The sequence below is a fragment of the Crassaminicella indica genome, assembly GCF_019203185.1.
Lineage (GTDB): Bacteria > Bacillota > Clostridia > Peptostreptococcales > Thermotaleaceae > Crassaminicella > Crassaminicella indica.
The window spans coordinates 1,265,745-1,289,958 of sequence record NZ_CP078093.1; the positions used below are offsets into that span (position 1 = coordinate 1,265,745).

At 33.0% G+C, this 24,214-nt stretch carries 21 protein-coding genes; 20 read left to right on the forward strand and 1 reads right to left on the reverse strand.

Going from position 1 to position 24,214, the window contains the following annotated elements:
* Positions 1–31 precede the first annotated feature (31 nt).
* From tilS to KVH43_RS06005, 5 genes are all read left to right on the forward strand, one after another.
* Positions 32–1,423: a tRNA lysidine(34) synthetase TilS gene (gene tilS / locus KVH43_RS05985; RefSeq protein ID WP_218283925.1), complete on the forward strand. Its 1,392-nt coding sequence runs from the start codon at positions 32–34 to the stop codon at positions 1,421–1,423.
* Positions 1,424–1,485: 62 nt separating this feature from the next.
* Positions 1,486–3,420: an ATP-dependent zinc metalloprotease FtsH gene (ftsH, locus tag KVH43_RS05990; RefSeq protein ID WP_218283926.1), complete on the forward strand. Its 1,935-nt coding sequence runs from the start codon at positions 1,486–1,488 to the stop codon at positions 3,418–3,420.
* Between the two features lie 227 nt (positions 3,421–3,647).
* A complete protein-coding gene (locus KVH43_RS05995) occupies positions 3,648–4,490 on the forward strand; it encodes a fumarate hydratase (protein WP_218283927.1) in 843 nt (280 codons plus the stop codon).
* 14 nt (positions 4,491–4,504) lie between these two features.
* Complete coding sequence (locus KVH43_RS06000; protein WP_218283928.1) at positions 4,505–5,071, forward strand: Fe-S-containing hydro-lyase; 567 nt, start codon at positions 4,505–4,507, stop codon at positions 5,069–5,071.
* 3 nt (positions 5,072–5,074) lie between these two features.
* Positions 5,075–6,247, forward strand: a complete 1,173-nt coding sequence (locus KVH43_RS06005; RefSeq protein ID WP_218284091.1) for an NAD(P)-dependent malic enzyme — start codon at positions 5,075–5,077, stop codon at positions 6,245–6,247.
* Positions 6,248–6,299: 52 nt separating this feature from the next.
* Here the strand turns inward: KVH43_RS06005 and KVH43_RS06010 are convergent, their stop codons facing one another.
* Positions 6,300–6,473 carry a hypothetical protein gene (locus tag KVH43_RS06010; protein ID WP_218283929.1) on the reverse strand — a complete coding sequence of 58 codons (174 nt, stop codon included), beginning with the start codon at positions 6,471–6,473 and terminating at the stop codon, positions 6,300–6,302.
* Between the two features lie 187 nt (positions 6,474–6,660).
* Here KVH43_RS06010 and KVH43_RS06015 point away from each other — a divergent pair, with 187 nt between their 5' ends.
* The 15 genes from KVH43_RS06015 to dusB all read left to right on the forward strand — a co-directional run bounded on the left by KVH43_RS06015 (position 6,661) and on the right by dusB (position 24,139).
* Positions 6,661–8,826: a sensor histidine kinase gene (locus tag KVH43_RS06015; RefSeq protein WP_218283930.1), complete on the forward strand. Its 2,166-nt coding sequence runs from the start codon at positions 6,661–6,663 to the stop codon at positions 8,824–8,826.
* Positions 8,807–10,141, forward strand: coding sequence for a sigma-54-dependent transcriptional regulator (locus KVH43_RS06020; RefSeq protein ID WP_218283931.1), 1,335 nt, complete (start codon positions 8,807–8,809; stop codon positions 10,139–10,141). Before KVH43_RS06015 ends, KVH43_RS06020 begins: the two co-directional genes overlap by 20 nt.
* A gap of 253 nt (positions 10,142–10,394) precedes the next feature.
* Positions 10,395–11,777, forward strand: a complete 1,383-nt coding sequence (locus KVH43_RS06025) for an aspartate-alanine antiporter-like transporter (RefSeq protein ID WP_218283932.1) — start codon at positions 10,395–10,397, stop codon at positions 11,775–11,777.
* A gap of 134 nt (positions 11,778–11,911) precedes the next feature.
* Positions 11,912–13,411: an acetyl-CoA hydrolase/transferase family protein gene (locus KVH43_RS06030; RefSeq protein ID WP_218283933.1), complete on the forward strand. Its 1,500-nt coding sequence runs from the start codon at positions 11,912–11,914 to the stop codon at positions 13,409–13,411.
* Positions 13,412–13,557: 146 nt separating this feature from the next.
* Positions 13,558–15,234 (forward strand): acyl-CoA mutase large subunit family protein, encoded by a 1,677-nt coding sequence (locus tag KVH43_RS06035; RefSeq protein WP_218283934.1) that lies wholly within the window; start codon positions 13,558–13,560, stop codon positions 15,232–15,234.
* 51 nt (positions 15,235–15,285) lie between these two features.
* Entirely contained in the window at positions 15,286–15,684 is a 399-nt protein-coding gene (locus KVH43_RS06040; RefSeq protein WP_218283935.1) for a cobalamin B12-binding domain-containing protein, read from the forward strand.
* A gap of 83 nt (positions 15,685–15,767) precedes the next feature.
* Positions 15,768–16,703, forward strand: coding sequence for a methylmalonyl Co-A mutase-associated GTPase MeaB (gene meaB / locus KVH43_RS06045; protein ID WP_218283936.1), 936 nt, complete (start codon positions 15,768–15,770; stop codon positions 16,701–16,703).
* Positions 16,704–16,812: 109 nt separating this feature from the next.
* Complete coding sequence (gene mce / locus KVH43_RS06050) at positions 16,813–17,217, forward strand: methylmalonyl-CoA epimerase (protein WP_218283937.1); 405 nt, start codon at positions 16,813–16,815, stop codon at positions 17,215–17,217.
* Positions 17,218–17,267: 50 nt separating this feature from the next.
* Positions 17,268–18,815: a methylmalonyl-CoA decarboxylase subunit alpha gene (gene mmdA / locus KVH43_RS06055; RefSeq protein ID WP_218283938.1), complete on the forward strand. Its 1,548-nt coding sequence runs from the start codon at positions 17,268–17,270 to the stop codon at positions 18,813–18,815.
* Between the two features lie 95 nt (positions 18,816–18,910).
* Positions 18,911–19,318, forward strand: coding sequence for an OadG family protein (locus KVH43_RS06060; protein WP_218283939.1), 408 nt, complete (start codon positions 18,911–18,913; stop codon positions 19,316–19,318).
* A gap of 43 nt (positions 19,319–19,361) precedes the next feature.
* A complete protein-coding gene (locus KVH43_RS06065) occupies positions 19,362–19,751 on the forward strand; it encodes a biotin/lipoyl-containing protein (RefSeq protein ID WP_218283940.1) in 390 nt (129 codons plus the stop codon).
* A 37-nt stretch (positions 19,752–19,788) separates the two neighbouring features.
* On the forward strand, positions 19,789–20,928 hold the full coding sequence (locus KVH43_RS06070; protein WP_218283941.1) for a sodium ion-translocating decarboxylase subunit beta: 1,140 nt from the start codon (positions 19,789–19,791) through the stop codon (positions 20,926–20,928).
* A 130-nt stretch (positions 20,929–21,058) separates the two neighbouring features.
* Positions 21,059–22,048, forward strand: coding sequence for a biotin--[acetyl-CoA-carboxylase] ligase (locus tag KVH43_RS06075; RefSeq protein ID WP_218283942.1), 990 nt, complete (start codon positions 21,059–21,061; stop codon positions 22,046–22,048).
* A gap of 128 nt (positions 22,049–22,176) precedes the next feature.
* Positions 22,177–22,947, forward strand: coding sequence for a type III pantothenate kinase (locus KVH43_RS06080; RefSeq protein ID WP_218283943.1), 771 nt, complete (start codon positions 22,177–22,179; stop codon positions 22,945–22,947).
* Positions 22,948–23,161: 214 nt separating this feature from the next.
* Positions 23,162–24,139, forward strand: a complete 978-nt coding sequence (gene dusB / locus KVH43_RS06085; RefSeq protein WP_218283944.1) for a tRNA dihydrouridine synthase DusB — start codon at positions 23,162–23,164, stop codon at positions 24,137–24,139.
* Positions 24,140–24,214 lie beyond the last annotated feature (75 nt).

The following is a 24,214-nucleotide window of genomic DNA, read 5'->3' on the forward strand; positions in this document are numbered from 1 at the left end:
GATAAATAAAGGACTAGATAGGAGTAGATAAATGCTTGAAAAATTTATAAGGACGGTAAAACGGCACAATATGTTTCAAAAAGGAGATGGGATTGTAGTAGGAGTTTCAGGAGGTCCTGATTCGATAGCTCTTTTGCATCTTTTTTGGAGGATAAGGGAGGAATACGATTTAAAGCTTTATGCAGTTCATCTAAATCATCAATTTAGAGGGGAAGAAGCTGATGAAGATGCAGATTATGTAAGAAGGTTTTGTGAAAATATAGGCGTAAAAGCTTTTATATTTAGTAAAAATGTTAGCTTGTATAGTAAAGAAAAGGGGATAACTTTTGAAGAGGCAGGAAGAGAAATTAGATATGGATTATTTGATGAAGTCATGAAAAAAATGAATGCAAATAAAATTGCTGTAGCACAAAATATGGATGATCAAGCAGAAACAGTACTTATGAGGCTAATGAGAGGAACAGGGCTTGAGGGACTAAGTGCGATTGATTATGTAAGAGATGAAAAAATTATAAGACCGATTTTAGATATTAGAAGAAAAGAAATTGAAGATTATTGTAATGAATATAATTTAAAGCCTAGGATTGATAAGACAAATTTAGAAGCTGTTTATACAAGAAATCGTATAAGATTGGAATTGATTCCATATATAGAAAAATATTTTAATAAGAATATTAAAGAAACTTTATCAAGAACTACAAATATTATAAGAGAAGATAAGGATTTTTTAAATATTGCTGCGAAAAAGGCTTATCATCAAGTAGTTATAAAAAATAATTCAGATATAAGAATTAACAAAAAAGCATTTGAAGAAAAGCATCCTGCTATTCAGAGAAGAATATTGCGTGAAGCAATTAATCAAAGCATGGGAGAGCTAAAAGATGTACAGCATAAGCATATAGAAAAATTATTGGATTTTATAAAATATGGTTCTGTAGGTAGAGAAATTCATTTGCCAAAGGGCATTTATGCTGTTTTGGATTATGATGCGATGATGATCAAGAAAGGAAAAAGAAAAATAGAAAGAGATGAATTTGAATACAATATAAATATTGGTGAAACATTAAATATAAAAGAGGACAAAGCCTTTTTAAAAGCCGTAGTAATAGACCGTAAGGATATAAAAAATATATCTAAAGGACAGGATAAAAAGTATTTTGATTTTGATAAAATAAAAAGTCACCTGATTGTTAGAAATAGAAGAAATGGAGATAGATTTACACCTTTTGGAATGAAGGGAAGTAAGAAGCTTAAGGATTTTTTTATTGATGAAAAAATTTCTCGAGAAGAGCGAGATAAAATTCCACTTGTATGTGATGGGGAAGAAATTATATGGGTGATTGGACATAGGATGAGTGAAAATTATAAAGTCGAGAAGGAGACAAAGAATGTATTAGTTATTATATATAAAAAATATAGCTAAAAAATTTTTCAAATATTTAATAATTGAAGGACAGTTTAATTTATTGTTTTATATAAGAAAATATGGTAGAATTAAAAGATGTTAAATTCAAGAAAGACAGTTTGAAGGGAGGGCTTTGGTTGAAGAAGTTTTTTAGGGGAGCTAGCTTCTATATACTAATATTTATTATTATCATTTCTATTGTACACTTCTACGGACAGCCAGCACAAGATAAATTAGATTTATCAGTTTCTGAGTTTATCAACCAATTACAAAAGCAAAATGTGAAAGAAATCACAATAGTTGAAAATGCTATTGTAGGGAAATTGAAAAATAATCAAGAGTTTAAAACATATATACCACCTGTTGTTCGTACGGAAGTATTGACAGAAAAATATATACTTCCCCAAATGGAAAGTGGAAAGTTAACTGTTAAAGGAGAACCACCAGCAAAAACACCATGGTTCTTTGAGATACTACCTTCTATATTTATGGTTTTAATTTTTGTTGTATTCTGGTTTGTATTTATGCAGCAGTCTCAAGGGGGAGGAAGCAGGGTAATGTCCTTTGGGAAAAGTAAAGCAAAGCTGCATAAAGAAGATGAAAGAAAAAAAGTTACCTTTGATGATGTTGCAGGACTTGATGAAGAAAAAGAAGAACTGCAAGAGGTCGTTGATTTCTTGAAGAATCCTAAAAAGTACATGGAATTGGGAGCAAGAATTCCAAAAGGAATTTTAATGGTTGGACCTCCAGGAACAGGGAAAACATACCTTTCTCGTGCTACTGCAGGAGAAGCTGGAGTACCATTCTTTAGTATAAGTGGTTCCGATTTTGTTGAAATGTTTGTAGGGGTAGGAGCATCACGTGTTCGCGACCTTTTCGAACAAGCAAAGAAAAATGCTCCATGTATTGTATTTATAGATGAAATCGATGCAGTTGGAAGAAAAAGAGGAGCAGGTCTTGGTGGAGGTCATGATGAAAGAGAGCAGACTCTAAATCAATTACTTGTAGAAATGGATGGCTTCGGTGTTAATGAGGGTATTATCATTATTGCTGCAACTAATAGACCTGATATATTAGACCCAGCATTACTTCGTCCAGGTAGATTTGATAGACAGGTAATGGTAGGAGTTCCTGATATCAAAGGAAGAGAGGAAATATTAAAAGTACATTCCCAAAATAAACCATTAGCTGAAGATGTAGATTTAAAGGTTTTAGCTAGAAGAACACCAGGATTTACTCCAGCAGATATTGAAAATTTAATGAATGAAGCAGCACTTTTATCAGCTAGAAATAACCTTAAAAAAATAAGTATGAGTATTATAGAAGAAGCTATTACAAAAGTTATTGCAGGACCAGAAAAGAGAAGTAGAGTCATTAGTGAAAAGGACAGAAAGCTTACAGCATATCATGAAGCTGGTCATGCAGTTGTAGCTAAAATGCTACCAAATTCAGATCCTGTACATCAAGTAACAATTATTCCTCGAGGTAGAGCAGGCGGATTTACTATGTATCTACCAAAAGAAGAAAAGACTTATACTACAAAGACAGAAATGGAAGATAGAATTGTACAATTGTTAGGTGGTAGAGTAGCAGAACAATTGGTATTACATGATATTAGTACAGGAGCAAGCAACGACCTAGAGCGTGCTACAAGCATTGCAAAAGCCATGGTAACAAAATATGGTATGAGTGAAAATTTAGGGCCTATTGCTTATAGCTCAGAAGATGAAGTGTTCTTAGGAAGAGATTTTTCAACAAAGAGAAATTATTCAGAAGAAATTGCTTCTAAAATTGATAAGGAAATAAGACTGATTATAGATGAAGGCTATGAAAAAGCTGAACGTTTATTAAAAGAAAATATGGATAAGCTTCATCTTGTAGCCAATACACTTCTTGAAGTTGAGACGCTAAATGCTGAAGAATTTGAAAAATTATTTACTGAGGAGCAAAATTTTGTTGGCTTAGAAAAAAAAGATGATCAAAGTAATGATGATATAGATTTAGACAAAGAATAATGAAAGCCCCTTTGGTTTTGTGCCAAGGGGGTTTTAAAAGCGCAAAAATAGTCAAAGCAACAAAAAAGTATGTAGAATATAAGATGATTTCCCAGGAAATAATAAAATGATGAGGAAAAGAACCGAAGTAGGTTCTTTTTTTGTATAGTGATTTGATATTTTTGAAATTAGTGTATAATATAGGTAAATAGTCTGAAAATGAAATGTAGAAAAGGAGAAGTGAGAATATGAGGAAAATAGATGTAAAAGAGATTGAAAATGCTGTAAGAGACTTATGTATAAAAGCAAATCTTTATTTAGGAGAAGATGTTATGAATGCTTTTGAAGCAGCAGAGAAAAAGGAAACTTCTCCTATTGGAAAGGAAATCATTAAAATTCTTATTAAGAATGCAGAAATTGCAAAAAATGAAGAAATGCCTATTTGTCAGGATACAGGAATGGCTATTTTTTTTGTTGAAGTTGGACAAGCTGTTCAATTGGTTGGAGGGAGCATTACTGAAGCCATCAATGAAGGAGTAAGAAGAGGATACAAAGATGGCTATTTGAGAAAGTCGGTAGTAAAAGATCCACTCATAAGAGAAAACACAAAGGATAATACACCTGCTATCATATATTATGATATTGTACCAGGAGAAAATGTTAAAATTACTTTTGCACCAAAGGGATTTGGTAGTGAAAATATGAGCAGAACAAAAATGTTAAAGCCTTCAGATGGTGTAAAAGGGGTTATAGACTTTGTTACTAATACGGTGATGGATGCAGGACCTAATCCATGTCCACCTATTGTTGTAGGTGTTGGGATAGGAGGAACTATAGATAAAGCAGCAGTGCTTGCAAAAAAAGCATTAACAAGACCTATTGGGAGTTATAATGAAAAAGAGCATTTAAGAGATATAGAAAAGATTCTATTAAAAAAAATAAATAATTTAGGAATAGGTCCTCAGGGTTTAGGAGGAAATACAACAGCTTTAGCTGTACATGTAGAAAGTTATCCAACACATATAGCAGGATTGCCTGTGGCTGTAAATATTAACTGTCATGCTGCAAGACATGAAGAAATTATCATATAGGTGAGGTGAACAATATGACTATAAAAAAAATATCTACACCATTAACAAAAGAAAAGGTAAAAAAGCTTAAAGCAGGAGACACAGTTTATATATCAGGTACTATTTATACAGGAAGAGATGCAGCTCATGCAAGATTGGTAGATGCGATACATAAAGGAGAGGAGCTACCTTTTGATGTAAGAGATGCTATAATCTATTATGTAGGACCAACTCCTGCAAAGCCGGGAAAACCTATTGGTTCTGCTGGACCTACTACTAGCTATCGTATGGATGATTTAACGGTGCCACTTCTGAATAAGGGATTAACTGGAATGATTGGAAAGGGACTAAGAAGTCAGAAGGTAATAGAGGGAATGAAAAAAGAAGGAGCTGTATATTTTGCTGCAATTGGTGGAGCAGCAGCTCTTATTGCTAATGCGATAAAAAAAGCACAGATCATTGCTTATGAAGATTTGGGAACAGAGGCTATTAGAAAATTAGAGGTAGAAGATTTCCCAGTAATTGTTGTCATAGATCATGAAGGGAACAATCTTTATGAAACAGAAAGAGAAAAATATGAAATATTAGAGGAGGAAAAATAAATGATCAACTATAATGAACTAGCTTTAAAAATGCACAAAGAAAATAAGGGAAAAATTTCAGTAGAAAGTAAAGTAGCTTTGGAAAATAAGGATGATTTATCTACTGCATATACTCCTGGAGTAGCAGAGCCTTGCAGAGTGATTCATAAAAATAAAGATGCTGTTTATGAGTATACTTCAAAGGGAAATATGGTAGCAGTAGTGAGCGATGGAACAGCTGTTTTAGGGCTAGGGGATATAGGTGCTTATGCAGCGATTCCTGTTATGGAAGGAAAGGCAGTACTTTTTAAAAGCTTTGCAGGTATTGATGCTTTTCCGATAGTTTTAAATACAAAAGATACAGATGAAATTGTAAGAACTATTAAGATGATAGAGCCAATGTTTGGGGGAATAAATCTTGAGGATATTGCAGCACCTCGTTGTTTTGAGATCGAAAAAAGATTAAATCAGGAATTGGATATTCCTGTATTTCATGATGATCAGCATGGAACGGCTATTGTCGTATTAGCAGGATTGATTAATGGTTTAAAACTAGCAAATAAAAGATTGGATGATATAAAAGTAGTGATTAATGGTGCTGGGTCGGCTGGTATAGCTATTACAAGGCTGCTACTAACTGCAGGGGTTAAGGATATTGTTCTTTGCGATAAAAATGGAGCGATATTCGATGGAGCAGAGGGGCTAAATGAAGCACAAAAGAAAATTGCAAAAGTGACTAATCTTAAAAAACAAAAAGGGAATTTAAAAGATATTATGAAAAATAAAGACGTTTTTATAGGTGTTTCAGCACCTAATATTGTAACAAAAGAAATGGTATCATCTATGAATGAAAATGCGATTGTATTTGCTATGGCAAATCCTGTTCCTGAAATTATGCCAGAAGATGCAAAGGAGGCAGGTGCATTTATCGTTGGAACAGGAAGATCGGACTATCCAAATCAAATTAATAATGTATTAGCATTTCCAGGGATCTTTCGAGGGGCACTTGATGCAAGAGCAAAGCAGATTACAGAAAATATGAAGGTGAAAGCTAGTTTTGCTATTGCAAATGTTTTAAATGAAAGTGAATTAAGTGTAGAAAAAATTATTCCAAATCCTTTTAACAAAGAGGTAGCAATAGCAGTAGCTGAAGCTGTTATGAAAGCGGCTAAGGAAGATGGAGTAGCATGTATTTAATAAATAGAGCCTTTTGTATAATCAAAAGGCTCAGGTTGTATATAAAGAAACCTTATTTACTTAGATTTCGATACTGTGAATAATTATTTTTTACCTTTAGTAATCCATTCATGCTTGGTGTATAGCTCACACCTTTTTCTTCCATGATTTCTCTTTTAATCTTTTCTTGTTGACTTTCTTTTTTTTGACTTTCTTCATTTTCTTTTGGTTTAACTTTATTCTTCATTTTTTCAATTTTGAGCTGTTGTATCTGAGCGTCAATTTGTTTTATTTGATTTTGCAGTTCCTTTGTTTGAGTATTTTTTGTTTTTATGTCTATATCACTTTCCTTGATAGTTTCTATTCTTTTTTATAGAAAATTGTTTAAATATTTTGTACAATAGATACAAAGATAGAATAAAAGGGTGAATAATGTGAAAAGTTTAAAGGTAAAAATACCCATATTGATTATTACTTTGGTTTTATTTGCTGTAATAGGAAGTACTTATGTAACGTATAGGATTGCTAGCAAACAAATGAGACGACATATAATCAATAAAAATACAATTATTGCAAATATGATTTCTGATCAAATCAATCAGTATTTATCAGATGCTAAAAATACGGTGAAATATGTTGCGCAAAATACTGATGTAGAGGATATGGAAAGAATAAAGAAGGAAATTAACCAAATTTATAAAAGCTATAGATGGCTAGATGTAATGTTTTATATGACACCAGATGGAAGAATTACTTATAGTGTTCCTCATAATGATGTTATTTATCGTAGAGATTATGTAAAAAGAGAATATTATAAGCATCTTATTAAGAATAAAGAAACATATATAAGCAAGGTTTTTATAAGCAGTATATTGAATCAGCCTCATATTATGATTGTTTCTCCAATATTAGATGAGTATACAGGAGAAATAAGAGGGATTATCGGTGGAGGTGTTCCTTTAGAAGCTATTCGTAAGATTGTGGAAAAAACACAAAAGTCATATGATGGGAAAATTTATGTAGTTGACGGAGCAGGCAAGGTGTTAGTTAGTCCAGATCATAATGAAATGTTCAAAGAGATTGTATTAAAAAGAAATATTGAAATAGAAAATAAAGTCGTAGAGTTAGAAGAAATATTAAAAAAATATTCACAAGGAGTGGGGCAGTATCAAAGTGATGGACATAGCGTATATGTGTCCTTTAGTAAAATTGAAAATTATAAAGGAATGGTTATGGTCGAACGAAATGAAGAGTATATAGGAAAAGAAATTAAACAAATTCAATATGAACTCATACCATTGATTTTTAGTATTATTGCTATTGCTTTTTTTTTAAGTATATCTTTAGCATATACAATTACAGAACCTATTGAAAAATTAGTAGAGTATGTAAGAAATATTAGTAAGGATATTCATGAAGGTATGAAAGGCTTTAAAGTGACTAAAAATAATGAAATTGGAGAATTAGAGCTTGCTTTTTGTAGGATGAGTAAGGAATTGAGTATAAAAATAGAGGATTTAAAAAGTTCTCATAAAAGAGAAAAGGATACTAGAAAATATTTAAAAAATATATTAAGAAGTGCAGGTAGTGGGATCTTTGTTATTAATGATAAAGAGCAAGTAGTGATTTTTAATAGAGCTGCTGAAAAGATTACAGGGATAAAGAATGAAAATATTGTTGGGAAATATGTAAGCGAATTATTAGAGGGTATAAAATTACCGAAAGCAATTTTTGATAAGTATTCTAATATACATGGGGTGATTGAAGAGGAATATAAAATTAAAAGAATAGATGGTGTAGAGGTTCCGATTACGATAATGATTTCTCCTATATATGATGATTCGGATAAATCTATTGGATTAGTTTGTCTTATGAAAGATCTAACTCAGATTAAGATGCTAGAACAACAATTAAGAAGAGAAGACCGCTTAAAAACTATTGGAGAATTATCCTCATCTATTATACATGAGATAGGTAACCCTCTAGCAGGAATGACAAATCTTTTGGAGGTGTTAAAAGATCATGTGGTGGATGAAAGTTTAAGGGAAGAACTAATTGATGCGATAAGAGAAGAAGTAGATATGCTCAATAATATTGTGATTAATTTTTTAGAGTTTACCCGTATGAATAATAATAAAAAGGTATATATCAATATATTGCATATTATAGATAGTGCCATTAACATTTTAAAACCAGAGATAAAATATAAAACTATAAGAGTGATAAAAAATTTTCCAAGGCAAATCCCTTTTATAAAAGTAGACCCGTCTGCTATGAGACAGGCATTTGTGAATATACTAAAAAACAGTATCCAAGCAGTAGATATGTGTGGAATTATTGAAATAAAAGTGCAAATATTTGAAGGTATATTGATGGTTTCTATAAGAGATAATGGAAAAGGCATAAGTGAGCAAAAGATTGATAAAATCTTTAATCCTTTTTTTACAACGAAAGAAGATGGAACAGGATTGGGGCTTTCTATTGTTCATAAAATTATAACAGATAATGGAGGAACTATTTCTGTAAAGAGTGAAGTTTCAAAGTATACAGAATTTACATTATCCTTTAAGGGGGAGACAGATGAAAATATTAATTATTGATGATGAAAAAAGTATAAGATTGTCTCTACGAGTAGCTTTAAGTAAATTAGGAATAAAAATATTAACAGCAGCTTCTGGTGAAGAAGGAATTAAGATTTTTGATAAAGAAAGACCAGATATATGTATTGTGGATATTCATTTACCAGGAATTAGCGGGATCGATGTATTAAAGTATATAAGAAAAAAGGATAAAGAAAATATTGTCATGATTATTACCTATATTAGTGAGGTAAGGCTTGCTGTTGAAGCTATGAAATTAGGTGCAAATGATTACTTTACAAAACCTTTTAATATAGAAGAAATTAAAGAAAGCATAAACGATAATATAAAATATATCAAAAAGGCACAAGAGATTTCTTATCAGGAAAAGAAGCAAATAGCAAAAATCATTGGAGAAAGTAAGGCAATACATGAGGTGAAATGTATTGCTCAAAAGATAGGGAATATACCTTATGATACGTTTATATTGATTCAAGGAGAGAGTGGAACAGGAAAAGAAATTATTGCAAAAGCAATCCATTTTAATGGAATAAGAAAAAATAAACCTTATGTTGCGTTGAATTGTGCTGCAATTCCTAAAAATCTGCAAGAAAGTGAATTGTTTGGATATGAAAAAGGTGCATTTTCTGATGCAAAACAGCTTAAGAAGGGACTTATAGAAGAAGCAAATGAGGGGACCTTGTTTTTAGATGAAATTGGAGATATGGATATACTCCTTCAAGCAAAGCTTTTAAGGGTGCTGCAGGAAAAAAGATTTCGCCGTATAGGAGGAATAAAAGAAATTGAATTTCGTGCAAATGTTATTGCAGCGACAAATAAAGATTTATTAAAAGAAATAGAAAAAGGAAATTTTAGAGAAGATTTGTACTATAGATTGAATGTAGTTCCAATATACACAACGCCTTTAAGAGAAAGAAGGGAGGATATAGAAGTATTAATAAATTATTTTATTGATCAATATAATGTGGCTTTAAATAAGAAGGTACGGGGAATGACAGAAGAAGCTATGGAAATTTGTAAAAGCTATGAATGGAAGGGAAATGTAAGAGAATTAAAGAATTTTATAGAAAGGGTGATGATTTTTCAAGAAGAAAATTTAATCGATGTGAAAAATTTACCTGAAAATATCATAAGCAAGCACAGTGAAAATAAAGGTAGTCTTATAATAGGTAGCAATCTTGAAGATATTGAGATGCAGGCTATTAATATAGCGTTAAAAGAAAATAACTGGAATATTTCAAAAACAGCCAAACATTTAGGGATTTCTCGTGTAACATTGAGAAGAAAAATAGAAAAATACAGTATTCATAAATAAAATATGGAAACATTTGAACCACAAGTGGTAAAAAATTTACCACTTGTATATTTTTTTTGACTTTTCTAAAAAACAAAAGCTTGTAAATTAGACGTTTTAAAATATTATCCAATTGGAATAGTTTTTGCATTTAAATTTTATTATATACACAAAATAAAAAGAATAAGTTTTTTAACTATAGAAATAGGAGGTGTACCGGGAAAACGATTACAGGGAATGGTTTAGTACAAAAATATAAAGAGGAGGAGATAATATGAAATTTGATGTAGCAGCTTGGCTGATGAATCCATTTATATTAATGTTTATATCAGTATTTATTGGAATGTTATTTGGAAAAATAAAATTCGGTAAATTTAACTTTGGTGTATCTGGAACATTGTTTGCTGGACTTTTAATAGGCTGGTGGGTACTTGGATATGCAAAGGGATTTGCTGAAGGCGATGCAGGATATAGTTCAGCACAGAAATTGATAAAAACAGGAGTGATTGATAAGGGTTTTTTCTATTTATTTCTTATTTTATTTGTTGCAGCAGTAGGGTTATTAGCAGCAAAGGATATGGGGACTGTTCTTAAAAAATATGGAGCAAAATTTGTTCTTTTAGGATTTTTTATTACATTTTTAGGAGCGGCATCTACTTATGGTATGACATTGATGAGTCCATTGTTAGGAGTAAATTCTAATCCATATGAAGTATCAGGTGTTTATACGGGGGCGCTTACAAGCTCGCCAGGACTTGCAGCAGCTATTGAAACAGCAAGAGGACATGCGATGCATAAAGCTGAAGTATATGATACGCTGAAGGATGAGGATAAGGCAAAAATTTTAAATGTAATCGATTCAACAGGGAAGTTAACCCCAGAAAATACACCTTTGTTATCGGAAGCGCAAAAAGCACAATTAATAAAAAATGCAGAAGCGGGGATTGGAGTAGGTCATGCTATAGGATATCCTATTGGAGTATTAATAGTTATTCTTTGTGTAAATTTCTTTCCTAAAATCTTTGGTATGGATGTACAAAGAGAACAGGAACAACTAAGAAAGGAAATGGCAGCAGCAAAATCAAAAACAGAAGGAAAAGAAATTGAAGAAACCAGCTTTGATCTTACAGCATTTGCAATTGCTTGTTTCTTTGGTTATACTATAGGCAAAATTAAAATATATCTTCCATATCTGGGGGATTTTGGTTTAGGTTCTACAGGTGGAGTATTAATTGGTTCGTTAATTCTTGGACATATAGGAAAAATAGGATTTCTTAACTTTAGAATGAATAACAAGATATTAGGTGTTGTAAGACAATTATCTCTTGCATTTTTCTTAGCTATTGTAGGGTTGAGATATGGTTTTAAAGTATTTGATGCTGTATTTGGTGGAGGTTGGTATTTAGCAGTTGTAGCATTAGTAGTAGGTATAATGGCAATGACAATTGGTTTCTTTGTAGGAAGATATGTATTAAAAATTAATTGGATCATGTTATCTGGAGCTATTTGTGGAGGGATGACATCAACACCTGGACTTGGAGCTGCTGTTGATGCTATTGGTAGTGATGACCCTGCTGCAGGATATGGTGCAACTTACCCAGCTGCGTTATTAGGCATGGTGATTTTCACAATAATATTACATAATTTGCCTATGTAAATTGGTATATGTACCAAGAAAGAAAAAATAATTTATGTATTTTGTAGGGATAATAAAAGTATTCAAATACAAGGAATACTTTTAAAAACATAAATTATAAATAGGCATGTTGAATATAAAGGAGGACGATTTATATGTTAGGAAACAGAATTAGAAGAGAGGATTTAAAAGGGAAAATAGTATCTGCAGAAGAAGCAGCTATGCTGATTAAAGATGGAATGACTATAGCTACAAGTGGTTTTACTCCTTCTGGATATCCTAAAGCAGTACCATTAGCTCTTGCTAAAAGGGCTGAAGAAGGAGAAGAAATAGGAGTAACTATTATTACAGGAGCCTCTGTAGGAGATGAATTAGACGGTGCATTAACAAGAAGCGGTGTAATGAAAAGAAGATTTCCATATCAGACAAATAAATATTCAAGAGATGCTATAAATAAAGGGAAATTAATGTATCAAGACATGCATTTAAGCCATGTTCCACAATTTGTAGATTATGGATTCTTTGGTAAAATAGATATAGCAATTGTTGAGGGATTAGCTATAACTGAGGAAGGTGGTATTATTCCTACTACTTCTGTTGGAGTTGCACCTCATGCTGTAAAAAATGCTGAAAAAGTTATTGTTGAAATTAATACAAGTCAACCAATGGCTCTAGAAGGAGTACATGATATATATATTCCAGAAAGGCCACCATACAGAAAACCTATCCCGATCACCCATCCTAAAGATAGAATTGGTACTTCTTATATTCCTTGTGATCCAGAAAAAATTGCAGCAATTGTTATAACAGATATAGCAGATAAAGTGAGACCATTAGGAGCGATTGATGAAAATTCAAAAAAGATATCAGGCTATATAATTGATTTTTTAGAGCATGAAGTAAAAATGGGAAGACTTCCTAAAGATTTATTACCATTGCAATCTGGAGTTGGTTCTGTTGCTAATGCGGTTTTAGGAGGACTTGTTGAGTCTAAGTTTGAAAATCTTACTTGTTATACAGAAGTGATTCAAGACGCTATGTTTGATCTTATTGATGCTGGAAAAGTAACTGTTGCTTCTGGAACGTCATTTACACCATCAGAGGAAGGCTTAAAAAGACTTCTAGATAATATAGATCACTATGCAAAGCATTGTATTTTAAGACCAATGGAAATTAGTAATAATCCTGAAGTGATAAGAAGACTTGGTGTGATTGCTATGAATACAGCAATAGAAGTAGATATTTATGGGCATGTAAATTCAACAAATATAATGGGATCTCGTATGATGAATGGTATAGGGGGATCTGGAGATTTTACAAGAAATGCATATTTATCTATCTTTACAACTGTATCTACAGCAAAAAATGGAGATGTTTCTTCTATTGTGCCTATGGTATCTCATGTAGATCATACAGAGCATGACGTATGTGTTGTGGTAACGGAACAGGGACTTGCTGACTTGAGGGGAACTTCACCAAGAGAAAGAGCAAGAAAGATTATAAAAAATTGTGCACATCCTGATTATAGAGATATTCTTATGGATTATCTAAAAAGAGCTGAAAAAGGAAGGTTTATGCATGAGCCGCATATGATGGGTGAAGCATTATCATGGCATGAAAGATTTTTGCAGACAGGAAGTATGACAATAAAATAACGTACATCTGTATCTAAACACACATGTATGTTATATAACAGAATGTATACACATATACTTTGCTGAACTTACTACAAAAGATTATAATTTGTGGTATGCTAAAAATATATTAGATAAATATATAAGCTTTAAAAAGGAGGAAAAATATGTTTGAAAAAGAGAAACTAGCCAAAGTAAAAGAAAGTTTAAATGCTTATGAAGCAAAGGTAGCAGAAACTATACAAAAAAGACCTGAAAGAAAAGAAGTATTTGAAAGTGGTTCAGGGTCAGTTGTAAATAGACTCTATACCCCTCTTGATATTGAAGATTTTGATTATGAAAGAGATTTAGGAATGCCAGGGAGCTTCCCTTATACTAGAGGGGTACAGCCTACTATGTATAGAGGAAGATTTTGGACAATGCGTATGTATGCAGGATTTGCTACTGCAGAAGAGTCTAATAAACGTTATAAATATTTAATTGAGCAAGGATCAATGGGACTTTCTGTTGCATTTGACCTTCCAACGCAAATTGGGTATGATTCAGATCATCCATTATCAGAAGGAGAAGTTGGAAAAGTTGGAGTTGCAATAGATTCTTTAGCAGATATGGAAATTTTGTTTGATGGGATTCCACTAGATAAAGTTTCAACTTCTATGACCATCAATGCACCAGCATCAGTGCTTTTAGCTATGTATATAGCTGTGGCAGAAAAACAAGGTGTAACACCTGATAAACTAAGAGGTACAATCCAAAATGATATATTAAAAGAATATATAGCTCGTGGAACGTATATCTTCCCAACAGAAGCTTCAATGCGTTTAATTACAAATATATTTGAATACTGCTCTAAGAATGTTCCATTATGGAATACGATTTCAATTTCTGGATATCACATCAGAGAAGCTGGTTCAACTGCTGCTCAAGAGGTTGGATTTACACTTGCAGATGGTATTGCTTACGTAGAAGCTGCAATAAAAGCAGGGCTTGATGTAGATACATTTGCACCGAGACTTTCTTTCTTCTTTAATGCACATAATGATATTTTGGAAGAGGTTGCTAAATATAGAGCAGCAAGAAGACTATGGGCAAGAATAATGAAAGAAAGATTTGGAGCGAAGAAGCCTAAATCAATGGCACTTAAATTCCATACACAAACAGGTGGTTCTACACTTACTGCACAACAGCCAGAAAACAATATTGTTCGTGTTGCTATTCAAACACTTGCGGCAGTTTTAGGTGGAACTCAATCACTACACACAAATTCTAAAGACGAAGCATTGGCGCTTCCTACAGAAGACTCTGTAAGAGTTGCACTTAGAACACAACAAATTGTAGCTTATGAGAGTGGTGTTGCTGATACAGTAGATCCATTAGCAGGTTCATATTATATTGAAGCAAAAACAAAAGAAATAGAAGAAGAAGCGATGAAATATATTAAGAAAATTGATGAAATGGGTGGCGCACCAAAAGCTATTGACAATGGATATATTCAACAAGAAATTATGGATGCAGCATATAACTATCAAAAGGATATTGAGACTGGAAAGAGAATTATTGTTGGTATGAATAAATTCCAAATCGAAGAGGAAGCACCTAAAGGATTATTAAAAGTAGATCCTTCTGTTGGAGAATTACAAAAGAAAAAGATTCAAGAACTAAAAGCGAAAAGAGATAATGAATTAGTAAAAGAAAGACTAGAAGCTTTAAGAGGCGCTTGTCAAACTGATGAAAACTTAATGCCATATATTTTAGATGCTGTAAGAGCGTATGCTACTTTAGGAGAAATATGTGGTGTAATGAGAGAAGTTTTTGGAGAATATCAACAGAGCGTACAATTATAAAAAGTTAAATATAAATAGAATTGGGAAGATTAAATGAGGGAGGAAAAATTTATGGATAGACCTATTAGAGTATTAGTTGCAAAGCCAGGACTTGATGGACATGATAGAGGAGCAAAGGTAATTGCAAGAGCGTTAAGAGATGCAGGGATGGAAGTTATTTATACTGGATTAAGACAAACACCAGAGCAAATTGTTAATGCTGCTATTCAAGAGGACGTAGATTGTATTGCGATGAGTATTTTATCTGGAGCACACAATACATTACTTCCAAATGTTGTAGAGCTTCTTAAGGCAGAAAATGTAGATGATATTTTAGTAATTGGTGGAGGCGTTATTCCTGATGATGATATACCTTTCTTAAAAGAAAAAGGTATAGAAGCAGTATTTACCCCTGGAACACCAACTTCAGTAACGATAGATTATATCAAAAATAATATTAAAAGAAAATAATCAACATAACTATAAGTGCAGATTCAGACCAATTGGTCTGTATTCTGCAATTATAGTATGTTTAGAAAATAGGTGGTGGGTCAATGGATTTAGCAGAGAGATTATTAAAAGGAGAAAAAAGAGCTGTTGCACGATTGATTACAATGGCAGAAAATCATGACAGCGAGGCTATTGAAATATTAAAAAAACTATATAAAAAAACTGGTAATGCACATGTTATAGGGATTACAGGACCTCCGGGAGCAGGTAAAAGTACATTGACAGATAAACTTGTAAAAGCGTTAAGAAAAGAAGGAAAAAGGGTTGGGATTATTGCTGTTGATCCTACGAGTCCTTTTACAGGAGGTTCAATATTAGGGGATCGAGTTAGAATGAATGAACTAAGTATGGATTCAGGTGTTTTCATAAGAAGCATGGGAACAAGAGGGCATTTAGGAGGATTGTCTAAGGCTACAGCTGCTGCTGTTAAGATTTTAGATATATATGGTGCGGAATATATATTCATTGAAACAGTAGGGGTAGGACAGTCTGAAGTAGATATTGCAAAAAATGCAGATACAACGCTTATGGTAATGGTACCGGGTCTTGGAGATGACATTCAGGCAATCAAAGCAGGGATTATGGAAATAGGAGATGTATTTGCAGTAAATAAAGCAGATCGAGACGGTGCAAAAAGAACTGCAACAGAAATTGAAATGATGCTAGATTTCAATAAATCTGACTGGAGACCGCCTGTACAAAAGGTAATTGCTGTCGAAAATAAAGGGATAGATGAATTATTGGCACACATTAAAGAGCATATGAATCATTTAAGAGAAACAGGAAAGCTAGAAAAGAAAAGAACAGAAAACAGCAAGCTAGAGATTGTAGATCTGATTCAGCAGAAATTGATGAATATGATATTAGATCAATCAAGTAAAGAGGAAATGGTAAACCAATTAGCAAAAGATGTTGCTTTAAGAAAATCTGACCCATATTCTGCGGCAGAAATTGTACTGGAAAAAATCAAGAAAGCATAGAGCTTGAAAAGCTAAAATGCAAGAAAAATTGTAATTTTGAAAATGGTAGTGTATGATGTGTTAAGGGTTATTACCCTATGGAAATATTAAAAAATGAGGAGGATGAAAAATGAAAGTATTAAAAGTTGACCATATTGGTGTTGCTGTAAAAAATCTTGAAGAGAGTTTAAAATTTTATCAAGAAATATTAGGACTTGAATTACAAGGAACGGAAATAGTGGAAGAACAAAAAGTAAAAGTAGCATTTTTGCCTGTTGGAGACAGTGAAATAGAATTATTAGAATCTACTGATCCAGATGGTCCTATTGCAAAATTTATTGAGAAAAAAGGAGCAGGACTTCAACATATTGCACTAAGAGTGCCAAATATTGAAGAAGCAATCAAAGAATTAAAAGAAAAAGGTGTTAGAATGATTGATGAAAAACCAAGATATGGTGCTGGTGGTGCAAAAATTGCATTTTGTCATCCAAAGAGTACAAATGGTGTATTGTTAGAACTAAGTGAAAGAAAATAGTTCGCAGCTGTCAAATGTGACAGCTTCACAAGTGATAGGAGGTTAGACAAATGGCAAACAAAAAAATAGAAGATTTGCGTAAACGTAAGGAAAAAATTACTCTTGGTGGTGGACAAAAGAGAATTGATAAGCAGCATGCATCAGGGAAGCTTACTGCTAGAGAAAGAATAAATTTATTATTTGATGAAGGTACTTTTGTTGAATTAGATGCTTTTGTAAAGCATAGATGTACAAACTTCGGAATGGAAAGCCAAGAAGCTCCAGGAGAAGGGGTTGTTACTGGATATGGTATGGTTGATGGAAGACTAGTTTATGCATTTGCCCAAGATTTTACAGTTATTGGAGGTTCTTTAGGGGAGATGCATGCAGCAAAAATAGTAAAAGTATTAGACAATGCATTGAAGGTAGGAGCGCCGGTTGTTGGACTAAACGATTCAGGAGGAGCAAGAATTCAAGAAGCAGTAGATGCCCTTTCAGGATATGGGAAAATATTCTTTAGGAATACTATTTGCTCGGGTGTAATTCCTCAAATATCAGCAATTATGGGACCTTCTGCAGGTGGAGCTGTATACTCTCCAGGAATAACAGACTTTATTTATATGGTAGATCAAACTAGTAAAATGTTTATTACAGGACCACAGGTTATTAAAACAGTTACTGGTGAAGAAGTTTCAGCTGAAGATTTAGGTGGTGCAATGACACACAATTCAACAAGTGGAGTTGCGCATTTTATCGCTCAAGATGATGAAGACTGTATCATGCAAATTAGAAGACTACTTAGCTTCTTACCATCTAACAATATGGAGACAGCTCCTCACTATGAAACAGAAGATGATATTAACAGACTTATTCCAGAACTTGATGATCTACTTCCAGATAATCCAAACAAACCATATGATATGTTTGATGTTATATCTAGAATTGTAGATGACGGTGATTATTACGAGGTTCAACCGTATTTTGCTAGAAATATTATTACTTGCTTTGCAAGGATTAATGGAAATACTGTTGGGATTATTGCAAATCAACCAAAATTCCTTGCAGGTTGTTTAGATATCAATGCTTCTGACAAATCAGCGAGATTTATAAGATTTTGTGATGCTTTTAATATTCCGTTGCTTAATATTGTAGACGTACCGGGTTTCTTGCCAGGAACAAATCAAGAATACGGCGGAATTATTAGACACGGAGCAAAAATGCTTTATGCATATAGTGAAGCAACAGTACCAAAGGTAACATTAGTTACAAGAAAAGCATATGGTGGTTCATATATTGCAATGTGTAACAAAGAATTAGGAGCAGATATAGTACTTGCATGGCCAAGCGCTGAGATTGCTGTTATGGGACCACAGGGTGCTGCAAATATTATCTTTAGAAAGGATATCAAAAATGCAGAAAATCCAGCCGAAGAAAGAGCGAAAAAAATTGAAGAATATACAGCTGAATTTGCAACTCCTTATAAAGCAGCAGAAAGAGGCTATGTAGATGATGTAATCGAACCAAGTACAACAAGACCAAGACTTGTAGATGCATTTAATATGCTTATGTCAAAGAGAGAAACAAGACCTGCTAAAAAACACGGAAATATTCCTCTATAAGGAGTAAAATTAATAAAAACATGCTGAAATATAAAAATAATAATATTTGTTTTATTAATTTTACAAGTTGAAATAGTAAAAAGAGAGGTGAAAACATGGATAAATTATCGTTGTTAGATAAATTTAAAGACCCTAATTTAATACATAATCTATCTGATGGAGATAAAATGCTAGCTTCTTTGCAGGTAATGTTCCTTGGGATGACTGTAACCTTTGTAGCATTATGTATTCTATGGGGATTGATTATAGTAATGTCTAAAATGCTTAATAAAACGGAGAAGGAAGAGAAAAAGGTTGTCGAGGATTCAGCAATAAAACCAGAATTAGCGCTAGAGAAAGAAGATGATGAAGAAGAATTAGTTGCAGTAATTACTGCAGCTATTGCAGCAAGTCTTCAAACTTCTACCCATAATATTATTGTAAGAAACATTACAAGAGTAAGCGATTCAACACCAGTATGGGGGAGAATGGGTAGGATGGAGCAGATGAATAATAACTACTAGAACATTTATATTATGGATAAAAGCTTAGAGGAGGAGTATAAAAATGAGAAAGTTTAATATAACTGTAAACGGAAAAGCATATGAAGTGGAAGTAGAAGAAGTTGGCGGAGCTATAGCTTCAGCACCAGTACAAAGACCTACAGCACCAGTAGCAAGACCAGCAGCGCCAAAGCCAGCACCAGCACAAAAGCCAGCAGCACCAACGCCAGCTCCAGCTGGAGGAAATACAGTGACAGCTCCAATGCCAGGAACGATTTTAGATATAAAGGTAAATGTAGGAGATACTGTAGAAAACGGACAAGTATTATTAATTCTGGAGGCTATGAAAATGGAAAATGAAATCATGGCACCTGCAGCTGGTAAGGTTGTAGCTATCAATACAAGTAAGGGTGCTTCTGTCAATGCAGGAGATACATTGGTAGTATTAGGATAGTCATGTACCCAAAACCAAAAAGAAAGGAGATGTAGCAATGGTACAAACTATCATAAAATTTTTACAAAGTACCGGTTTTTATGGATTTAAAGACTATCCTTTAAATATTGTTATGATTTTTATTGCATTTGTGCTTTTATATTTAGCAATCAAAAAAGGCTTTGAACCGTTACTATTAGTACCGATTGCATTTGGTATATTTTTAACAAATTTGCCATATGCGAATATGATGCTGCCACATGGAGAACATGGTCAACCAGGAGGACTTTTATGGTATTTCTTCCAAGGAGATGAATTAGGAATATTTCCACCAATTATCTTCATGGGTGTAGGAGCCATGACAGATTTTGGACCGCTTATTGCGAATCCAAGAGCTTTATTATTAGGAGCAGCAGCTCAATTTGGTATTTTTACTACGTTTATCGGTTCAATTTTGTGGGGGTTTACAGGACAACAAGCAGCATCTATTGGAATTATTGGAGGAGCAGATGGACCAACAGCAATCTTTTTAGCTTCGAGACTAGCTCCAGAATTATTAGGAGCAATTGCTGTTGCAGCTTATTCATACATGGCACTAGTGCCAATCATTCAACCACCGATCATGAAGCTTTTAACAACAAAAGAAGAGCGTATGATTAAAATGGATCAATTAAGACCCGTTTCTAAAACAGAAAAAATATTATTCCCTATTATAGTTACATTAGTAGTATCTTTAATGCTTCCACCAGCAGCAACATTAATAGGTATGTTAATGCTTGGAAACCTGTTTAAAGAGTCAGGAGTTACTGGTAGACTTGCAGATACTGCACAAAATGCGCTAATAAATATTATTACAATTCTATTAGGACTTTCAGTAGGAGCTACTGCTACAGCAGAGGCATTTTTAACAGCACAGACATTAAAGATTATTTTCTTAGGTGTATTAGCTTTTGGAGTAGGTACAGCAGCAGGTGTGATATTAGCAAAGATTATGAACAAGCTTTCAGGTGGAAAAATAAATCCACTTATTGGTTCAGCTGGTGTTTCAGCAGTTCCAATGGCAGCTAGGGTTTCACAAGTAGTTGGACAGAAAGAAAATCCTTCAAACTTCTTATTGATGCATGCTATGGGTCCTAACGTTGCAGGTGTTATTGGTTCGGCAGTTGCAGCAGGAGTTATGCTTTCATTGTTTGGGTAATATATAAACAGGCAGATTTTTATTTGCCTGTTTATTTTTTTAGGAGTGTATTTTCAAATATGCTTCTGCTTTTTATAGTATAATATTTTTATTAAAACGTAAGGAGTAAGGATGAAGGGGATGTGGATGGATGAAAAAAAATATTTTAGAAGCCCTAAAGAAGAACAAAGATGCTTTTATTTCAGGAGAGGAGTTAAGTAAGAAAATAGGAGTAACAAGAACAGCTGTATGGAAGCATATAAAACAATTAAAAGAAGAAGGATATGAGATAGAATCTGTTTCAAGAAAAGGATATCGACTGACTAAAGAGCCAGATACATTAGATGCAGATGTTCTTGAAATAGAATTAGCAAGTAAAAATATTGGTAGTAAAATTTATCATTTTGAATCTATTGATTCTACAAATAATATGGCAAAAAAAATGGCATCAGAAGGTGCTGCTGAGGGTACTATAATTATTGCTGAGGAGCAGACTGGTGGAAGAGGAAGACTGGGAAGAACATGGGTATCGCCTAAGGGGACAGGTATTTGGATGTCTATTATTTTAAGGCCTAATATAGCACCTACGGAAGCTGCAAAAATCACACAAATCACAGCAGCTGCTGTTGCGAGTGGTTTAAGGAAGATTATTGGGGAGGATGTGGGGATAAAATGGCCAAATGATATTATTATCCACAGGAAAAAAGTATGTGGAATTCTCACAGAGCTGAGTGCTGAATTGAATTCAGTAAACTATATAGTTGTAGGAATCGGTATTAATGTGAATATGGATACGAAAGACTTTCCAGAAGAAGTTAGGCGTATTGCAACATCTATTAAGGCTTGTGTTGGAAGGACTGTTTCGAGAAAAAATATTGTAAAGGAAATACTTCATAGCTTTGAAGAATTGTATTCAGATTTTACATACAATAAAAATATAAAAAAGAGCATTGAAATTTGCAAAAAATATTCTGTTACTTTAGGAAAAGAAGTTAAAATTAAAAATAAGGAAAAAGAAGTTGTAGCAAAGGCTATTGACTTAACAGAAGATGGACAACTCCTTATAAAAAATCAGTCGGGAGTTATCGAGAAGGTTTTTTCAGGGGAAGTCTCTGTCAGGGGGATTGTAGATTATGTATAGAAAAATTGTTAATAGGAAATAATGCATGAATCAAAGGTTAATTTTTTATTGCAAAAGAATTGAGCAGATGATAACATATAGAAAGAAAATTACATATAAAGAACAAGTGAGAAAGGTTGAGCGAAGATATGTTATTAGCGTTTGATGTCGGGAATACAAATATTGTTTTAGGAGCTTATAAAGGAAAAGAATTATTGCATTTTTGGAGATTTGCAACAGATAAATCTAAGAGTTCGGATGAATATGGTATGCTCATCAATCAATTATTTCAATATGAAGGATTAAGTCTTAAGGATGTAAAGGATGTAATTATTTCATCAGTTGTACCGCCAATTATGTATACACTCGAACATACAGCATTAAAATATTGTAATAAAAAAGCTATTGTAATAGGACCTGGCATCAAAACAGGAATGAATATAAAATATGATAATCCAAAGCAAGTTGGAGCAGATAGAATTGTCAATGCTGTTGCAGCATATGAAAAGTATGGTGGTCCTTTAGTTATTGTTGATTTTGGAACTGCCACTACATTTTGTGCTATTTCAAAGAAGGGAGAATATTTGGGAGGCACAATTGCTCCGGGAATAAAAATATCTAGTGAAGCATTGTTTCAGCATGCAGCTAAATTACCTAGAGTAGAGCTTGTAAAGCCCGGAAAAGTCATCTGCAAAAATACAGTAAGCAGTATGCAGTCGGGAATAGTTTATGGATATGTGGGATTAGTGGACTATATTGTGTGTAGAATGAAAGAAGAATTAGGAGATTCTCATACAAAGGTGATTGCTACAGGAGGACTTGCAAGTCTTATAATGAGTGAATCTAAGATGATTGATGCAATAGATAAAATGCTTACCCTTGATGGACTTAGAATTATTTATGAGAGAAATAAAAGGTAATCAATTAGGGTCATTTTTTAGAATTGTTTCTAAGAATGACCCTAATTATACTATTGTTTATATAGGTAAACAACTTCAAAACGAAATATAAAGAACAGTTCATGCCAGATAACTTTTGAAAAAACAAAAGTTATCGAAGTCATTCACTTATCTTTATATATTTCTTTTTTTATGTTGATGATATATATATATATAAAGAGTAGGTGGTAGCAAAATGAAAATTGGAAATGTAGAATTAGCAAATAATGTATTTTTAGGACCGATGGCAGGAGTGACAGATCTGACTTTTAGATTATTGTGCAAGGAACAAGGAGTAGGTTTAGTCTATACAGAAATGGTAAGCTGTAAAGGATTGTACTATAATGATCAAAAAACAGTAAAGCTTCTACAGATAGATGAAAAAGAAAAACCAGTAGCTCTACAAGTTTTTGGCAGTGAACCAGAGGTTATGGCAAAAGCAGCAGAAAAATTAAATGATCATGAAAATGCTATATTAGATATTAATATGGGATGTCCTACACCTAAAATAGTCAAAAATGGAGATGGTTCAGCACTTATGAAAAATCCTAAATTAGCTGGAAGGATCATAAAAGCTGTAGTAAATGCAACAGATAAGCCTGTAACAGTAAAGATTAGAAAAGGCTGGGATGAATCCTCTATAAATGCAGTAGAGATTGCCAAAATTGCAGAGGAAAATGGTGCAAAAGCTGTTGCTGTTCATGGGAGAACAAGAGAACAATTTTATACAGGAAAAGCTGATTGGCATATTATAAAAGAGGTAAAGGAAGCTATATCGATTCCTGTTATTGGAAATGGAGATATTTTTACTGTAGAAGATGCAATAAAAATGAAAGAAATTACAAATTGTGATGCAGTTATGATTGCAAGGGGAGCTCAAGGAAATCCATGGATATTTAAACAAGTAGCACATTATATGAAAACGGGAGAGATACTTCCTAAACCTACTGTAGAAGAAAAAATACAAATGGCATTAAAACACTTAGAAATGCTTATTGAAAATAAAGGAGAATATATTGCTGTTAGAGAGATTAGAAAGCATATAGCATGGTATCTAAAAGGAATAAGAAATTCTGCTAAAATTCGAGGGAATATAAATACTCTACAAACAAAAAAAGAAATAGTGAAGAATCTAATGGATTTTTCAAAAAATTTCCAAAAGGAACACAGCTAATCTTTGTAGTAAAGCTTGACAATGTATACCATGTACATTATAATATTTCGCATATGGTAGAAAAATGAATAAAAA